The 6,573-nt window shown below is 61.2% G+C and carries 7 protein-coding genes; all 7 read left to right on the top strand.

All coding sequences use genetic code 11. The features are described from left to right. Nucleotides 1-343, top strand: a 343-nt coding sequence (locus tag FY112_RS02305; protein WP_151517557.1) for a GNAT family N-acetyltransferase, incomplete at its 5' end; no start/stop codon positions are given. A gap of 36 nt (nt 344-379) precedes the next feature. After that, the gene (locus tag FY112_RS38425) at nt 380-2,155 is read left to right on the top strand and encodes an amino acid ABC transporter permease/ATP-binding protein (protein WP_151517556.1); all 1,776 of its coding nucleotides are present in this window, start codon (nt 380-382) and stop codon (nt 2,153-2,155) included. Between the two features lie 92 nt (nt 2,156-2,247). Beyond that, the gene (locus FY112_RS02295; protein WP_131643811.1) at nt 2,248-3,192 is read left to right on the top strand and encodes an ABC transporter substrate-binding protein; all 945 of its coding nucleotides are present in this window, start codon (nt 2,248-2,250) and stop codon (nt 3,190-3,192) included. A gap of 68 nt (nt 3,193-3,260) precedes the next feature. Then, nucleotides 3,261-4,196 (top strand): ABC transporter substrate-binding protein, encoded by a 936-nt coding sequence (locus tag FY112_RS02290; protein ID WP_151517555.1) that lies wholly within the window; start codon nt 3,261-3,263, stop codon nt 4,194-4,196. Nucleotides 4,197-4,203: 7 nt separating this feature from the next. After that, nucleotides 4,204-5,241, top strand: a complete 1,038-nt coding sequence (locus tag FY112_RS02285; protein ID WP_151517554.1) for an LLM class flavin-dependent oxidoreductase — start codon at nt 4,204-4,206, stop codon at nt 5,239-5,241. Nucleotides 5,242-5,355: 114 nt separating this feature from the next. Further along, nucleotides 5,356-5,952, top strand: a complete 597-nt coding sequence (locus FY112_RS02280; RefSeq protein ID WP_131643814.1) for a DsbA family protein — start codon at nt 5,356-5,358, stop codon at nt 5,950-5,952. A gap of 176 nt (nt 5,953-6,128) precedes the next feature. Continuing rightward, nucleotides 6,129-6,573 (top strand): FMN reductase (gene msuE, locus FY112_RS02275; RefSeq protein ID WP_151517553.1); only part of this gene is annotated, 445 nt, incomplete at its 3' end.

Here is a 6,573-nt window from a genome sequence, read left to right as displayed (position 1 = left end):
CGGCGGCGGCGCCTTCAAAAACTATGACGAACGCACGGCCGAGTTCAAACGCATCTGGACGCGCTCCGATCTGCGCCGTCAGGGCCTTGCCCGCAAGGTGCTGGTGGAACTGGAGGCTCAGGCCGCCCGCCAGGGCTATGCCCGCATCTACCTGACGACCGGCTTTCGCCAGCCCGAAGCCGTCGGCCTCTATCTGAACTACGGCTACACCGCTCTCTTCGACACCTCAGCCGATCCAGAGATCTACAAGAGCCTGCCCTTCGAGAAGGACATCAGCCATCTCGCTGAGCCTGCTCACGAAGATGCCGAACCGCGCCTGCGCGTGGCCGGTGCAAATTTCTGAAACGGCAAAGGCCGACAATCATAAAAGGGAAGCACAATGGCACTGACGACGGATTTCGCCGGCATCGATCCCGGCAGCAGAACGGCAGGATCGAAGGATTATTCCCGTTACCGCATCGTGCCGGCGCGTCATCCGGGCCGCCTGGCAGGCACGATCTTTGCCGCCGTCGTCACCATCGCCGTGCTCTATTCCATTTTCACCAATCCGCGCTGGGGTTGGGGCGTCTTTGCTGAATGGTTCTTTGCCGAACCAGTGCTCGTCGGTCTCGGCAGGACGCTGCTTTTGACGGTGCTTGCCGCCATATCCGGCTCCATCCTCGGAACGGCTCTGGCGCTTGCCCGCGTTTCCAAGTCGCCGCTGCTCTCCGGCCTTTCCTGGGGCTATATCTGGCTGCTGCGCTCGATCCCGGTCATCGTGCTGCTGCTGATCCTGAACAATCTCGGCTATCTGTACGAGACGATCAAGATCGGCATTCCCTTCACCGATACCGTCTTCCTCGACTATCCCACAGTACAATTGCTGACACCCTTTGCCGCTGCCTTTCTCGGCCTGACGCTCAACCAGTCGGCCTTCTTCGCCGAGATCGTGCGCGGCGGTATTCTCTCGGTGGATCACGGACAGTTGGAGGCCGCCGCAGCACTCGGTCTGCCGCGCCGCCGCCAGGCCTTCCGCATCGTGTTGCCGCAGGCCATGCGCTCGATCCTGCCGACCGGCTTCAACGAACTCATCGGACTGGCGAAGAGCACCTCCATGGTCTACGTGCTGGCGCTGCCGGAGCTCTTCTATACGGTCCAGGTGATCTACCGCCGCAATCTCGAAGTCATTCCGCTGCTGATGGTCGCGACCGTCTGGTATCTGATCATCATGACGGTGCTGTCGATCGCTCAGCGCTATATCGAACGCTACTTTTCCAAAGGCGCCGTGCGCAATCCGACGCCATTGCCCTTCCAGGCATTTTTCGAGCGTTTCCGCCGTCCGCTGCCTGTCCTCGATACGGCGACCGACACGGTGCGCAAGATCGGTTTCCGCGATGCGGCGACGCTGCGGGCCGCAGGCGGCGCGGTGCGCATCCACGGTATCTCCAAAAGCTTCGGCTCACTGAAAGTGCTCGATGATGTCGAACTCAGCCTGCCCGCCGGCAGCGTGACCGCCATCCTCGGTCCGTCCGGCTCCGGCAAGTCGACGCTTCTGCGCGCCATCAACCATCTGGAGCGTGTCAATGAGGGTTTCATTTCGGTCGACGGCGATTTCGTCGGTTACAGTAGGAAGGGCGACACGCTCTACGAGCTCAAGGAGAAGGATATCCTCAGAGGCCGCGCCGATATCGGCATGGTCTTCCAGAGCTTCAATCTCTTCCCGCATCTGACCGTGCTCGAAAACCTCATCGAGGCACCGATCCAGGTTCGCGGCGTCGGCCGTGAGGACGCCGTGCAACTGGCGCAGGAGCTGCTGGCACGCATCGGCCTCAGCGACAAGATCAACGCCTATCCGCGTCAGCTTTCCGGCGGCCAGCAGCAGCGTGTGGCGATCGCCCGCGCACTGGCGCTCCGCCCGAAGGTGCTGCTTTTCGACGAGCCGACATCGGCGCTCGATCCGGAACTCGTCGGCGAAGTGCTCGACGTTATCAAGGAACTTGCCCGCACCGGCACGACGCTCGTCATCGTCACCCATGAGGTCGGCTTTGCCCGCGAAGTTGCCGACAGTGTCGTCTTCATGGAGAGCGGCCGAATTCTGGAGGCCGGCCCGCCGGCCCGCATCTTCACACAAGCGGAACATCCCCGCACGCGGGAATTCCTCGCCAAGGTTCTCTAGCGCCTGATAGCGCTGGCGAAATGCCGGGCCGTGACGGGCTGCTCCGGCTGAATAACAATAACCACAACCTAAAGATGAAATGGAGACGGGGCATGACATTTACAGATAGGGCAAGGCTTCTGATAGCGGGAGCCGTCACCATGGCCGCGATCGGTTTCGGTTCCGCCCAGGCGCAGCAGAAGTTCGATCTCAGCCCCGAGCAGCCGAACCGGCTGCGGGTTGAAAAGAACGAGAAACGCATTGCCGAAATCAAGGACTTCAAGTTCGTCGAACACGGTGTCTTCACCGTCGGCATCAGCTCGAGCGGCAATCTTCCGCTGCATGATTATGCTTCCGATTCCAAGACGGTTATCGGTTATGACGTCGATCTGGCGCAGGCCATCGCCGACAGCCTGGGTCTGAAGCTCGAATTGGTTTCCGTTGCCTGGGCCGATTGGCCGCTGGGGCTGACCTCCGGAAAATTCGACGCGGTGATCTCCAACGTGACGGTCACGGAAGAACGCAAGGAAAAGTTCGATTTCTCGACCTACCGCAAGGATGAGCTTGGCTTCTACGTCAAGGCCGATAGCCCGATCGCGACGATCAAGCAGCCGAAGGATATTGCCGGCCTGAAGGTCATCACCGATGCCGGCACCAACCAGGAGAAGATCCTGCTGGAATGGGATCGCGAGAACGTCGCCGCCGGCCTGAAGCCAATCGAGGTGCAATATTATGACGACGACGCGGTGAAGGATCTCGCCGTTCAGTCCGGCAGAGCCGACACCGTCTTCAGCGTGAACGCAACGCAGGCCTATTCGGCGGGGATAAACGGCAAGACCAAGCTTGTCGGCACCGTCAGCGGCGGTTGGCCGATCACGGCCGAAATTGCCGTTACCACGCGCAAGGGCAGCGGCCTGGCAGCGCCCTTGACCGATGTCGTCAACGACCTGATCGCCAGCGGCGCCTACCGGAAGATCCTCGATACATGGAACCTCGGTCCGGAGGCGATCGACAAAGCCCAGACCAACCCGCCCGGCCTGCCGAAGAGCGGCTCCTGATCTATCCCTATTGGGCCGGCGGCAATGCTGCCGGCCATTCCTGCCTGACAATTTGGAGATTGAAGACGATGATTGCCTTTCCGGCATTCCGGACCCTGCTGATCGCCGCCATGGCGTCTGCCCTTTCCTTCGGCGCAACCCGTGCAGCCGAGGATTTCGACCTCAGCCCAGAGCAGCCGGGCCGGCTTCACGCCGCCAAGAACGATGCGGCTATCGCTGCGATCCCGAAGGATTTCAAGTTCGTCACGTCAGGCAAGTTCACCATCGCCGTCAGCCCGGGCGGCCCGCCGCTTGCCACCTATGCCACCGACGCCAAGACCGTGGTCGGGGCAGATCCCGATTATGCCTATGCCATCGCCGACAGCCTCGGGCTGACGCTGGAGATCGTGCCGGTCGCCTGGATCGACTGGCCGCTCGGCCTCGCCTCGGGCAAGTATGATGCCGTCATCTCCAATGTCGGGGTCACCGAGCAGCGCAAGGAAAAACTCGATTTCTCCACCTACCGCCAGGGCCTGCATGGCTTCTTCGTCAAAGCCGACAGCCCTGTGACCTCGATCAAGGAGCCCAAGGATGCGGCAGGCCTCAGGATCATTGTCGGGGCCGGCACCAACCAGGAGCGCATCCTGGTGAAGTGGAGCGAGGAAGATGTTGCCGCGGCCCTGAAACCGATCGAACTGCAATATTACGACGACGAGGCGGCAAGCCTTCTCGCACTGCGGTCCGGCCGGGCCGATGTCATCGTCCAGCCGCATGCGCAGCTCGTCTTCATCGCCGCGCGCGACAAGAACATCAAGCGCGTCGGCACGCTGAGCGCCGGCTGGCCGGATCGCTCGGATGTCGCAATCACCACCCGCAAGGGAAGCGGGCTGGCCGATGCGCTGACTGTCGCCACCAACGGCCTGATCAAGGACGGCACCTACGCAAAAATCCTCGATCACTGGCATCTTTCCGAGGAAGCCCTGCCGGCATCCGAGACCAACCCGCCCGGCCTGCCGAAGTACTGATCATCGGATGGCACGAGTGGGCAACATATCCATCAGCCATATCGGCTTCCTCACCCCTGGCAATTATCCCGATGGCGATCCGTTGTCGGGATTGGAGCGGACGCTTGAGCAGCTGCAATATGGCGAAGATCTGGGCTTCGACAGTGCCTGGGTCCGTCAGCGGCACCTGGAGCCCGGAATCTCTTCCGCGAGCGCTTTCCTGGCGGCAGCGACGCAGCGCACCAGTCGGATCGAGCTTGGAACCGCGGTCATCCCGATCGGTTACGAGAGCCCTTACCGGCTGGCCGAAGATCTCGCCACCGTCGATGTTCTGTCGGGCGGACGGCTGAACATCGGCGTCAGCGCCGGCCGGCCGCTGCACGCCGAGCTGATCGCTCCGCTTGTCTTCGACGGCGACTGGACGGGTTACGATTTCTCGCATGATCGCGTGCTGCGCTTTGCCGACAATCTGCGTGGTACTTATCTCGGCGACGAACATACCTTGATCAGGACGCCCTTCGGCCCGCAGCGTCCGCGGCTGCAACCTTATGCCAAGGGCCTGATCGACCGGATCTGGTATGGCGACGGTTCGCAGCGCTCGGCCGAATGGGCCGGCCGCAATGGCTTCAACCTGTTGACCGGCAATGTGATAACGGGTGAGGGGACGGATGATTTCTTCATCGCGCAATCGCGATTGATCGAAACCTATCGCGCCGCCGACACGCAGCGGCGCGTTGCGCTGGGGCGCGTCATCGTGCCTTTCGACAGCGCCGATGCGGCAACGCGCCGCCGGTATCGAGACTATGCCGATGGCCGCCATGAGCGGACGCTTTCGCCGCAGGGCAAGCAGCGCACTCTGTTCGCCCGTGATGTCGTCGGCACATCGGACGAGATATTGGCGCAGCTGTTTGCCGATCCGATACTGCGCGAGGTCAGCGAGTTGAGGCTGGAGCTCCCTTACGAGTTCGAGCACGTGGAGTATCGACAGATTCTCCACGACTTCGTGACGCTGATCGCACCGGAGCTCGGATGGAAAGCGCCATCCGACATTCGGGCCGCTTCCTGAAGCACCATCGAGCAGCAATTCAAAGTGTTACAGCGTCCTTTGCGCGTCTGAAAAGACGCGGCGCTGTAAGCCCATTCGACGCCACAACAATCACCTCACAGGGAACATGCATCAGTGACCAAATCGGTAGAATACTTCTTTTCGATCGGCTCGCCCTGGTCGTATATCGGCTTCGATGCCTTCGCCGAACTTGCGGCGAAGAACGACGTCGTCATCACGCCTTATCTGACGACGGTGGTCGAGGAAAATGGTGGTATCTTTTCGCGCAACCGCCCGGAGATCCGGCGCGCCTACTGGACGCGGGACCTCAAGCGCTGGGCGCGCGTGCGCGGCAAGGAGCTGCGGCTCGAACATCGCCCTGATTTGAGCGATCCGACGCCGGCGTCCCTCTTCGTGATTGCGGCCTATCTCGACGGACAGGATTGGATCGGCGTTGCCCGCGCCCTGCAGCATGCCTTCTGGAGCGAGGCGAGGGATATCGGCAAGCCCGACGTGCGCGAGGCGATCGTGACATCAGCGGGTTTCGATGGCGCGGTGCTCCTCAGACGACAAGCCGACGACGATGTTCAGAACAAATGGTCGGCGGACCGTGTGCATGCGCGCGACAGCGGCGTCTTCGGCTTTCCCACCTATGTCTTTGACGGCGAGATCTATTGGGGCCAAGACAATTTGCCCTTCCTCGAACGTCATCTTCACGGCGACAAGCCTTAGGCTTGGAATTGCAGCGTCCGGAGGTCGCAGATGCCGATGGCGGTCGGCTTGCAGCTTATGCGTGCTGGAGCGGCGGCGAACGTTTTTTTCAACCAGGCGAACAAGGAGAGATGAGCGTTCCTTTAATCTATCAATTTTGTAGACAATAGTTGGGCAACGCAAAGAGAGGAAAAACCATGTCAGGTTTCAAACTCGTCGGCATCGCTGGCAGCTTCAACCGTCCATCGAAGACTTTGGCACTCGTGCGGCACGTCTCCGAACGTGCGAGCATTCGATACGGATTTACAAGCAAGACCTATGATCTCAATGATGTCGGTCCGTCGCTGGGCAGCGCCTTGTGGCGCAAGGATCTCGACGCGCAGGCCAGGCGTGTCGTCGACGAGATCGTGCAGGCCGATGCCCTGATCATCGGCTCGCCGACCTACAAGGGCTCATATCCCGGCCATTTCAAGCACCTGATCGACCTGATCGACCCCCACGAACTTCGGGGCAAGCCGATCATCATCACGGCGACCGGCGGCGGTGACCGGCACGCGTTGATGGTCGAGCATCAGCTTCGGCCGCTGTTCGGGTTTTTCATGGCCCACACCTTACCGACTGCCGTTTATGCGTCCGACCGCG

Origin of the sequence: Rhizobium sp. PEPV16 (assembly GCF_008919455.1) — a bacterium.
GTDB classification, from domain to species: Bacteria; Pseudomonadota; Alphaproteobacteria; order Rhizobiales; family Rhizobiaceae; genus Rhizobium; species Rhizobium leguminosarum_Q.
Note: the sequence above shows the minus strand (reverse complement) of the source record. Positions and strands in the feature narration are given on the sequence as shown.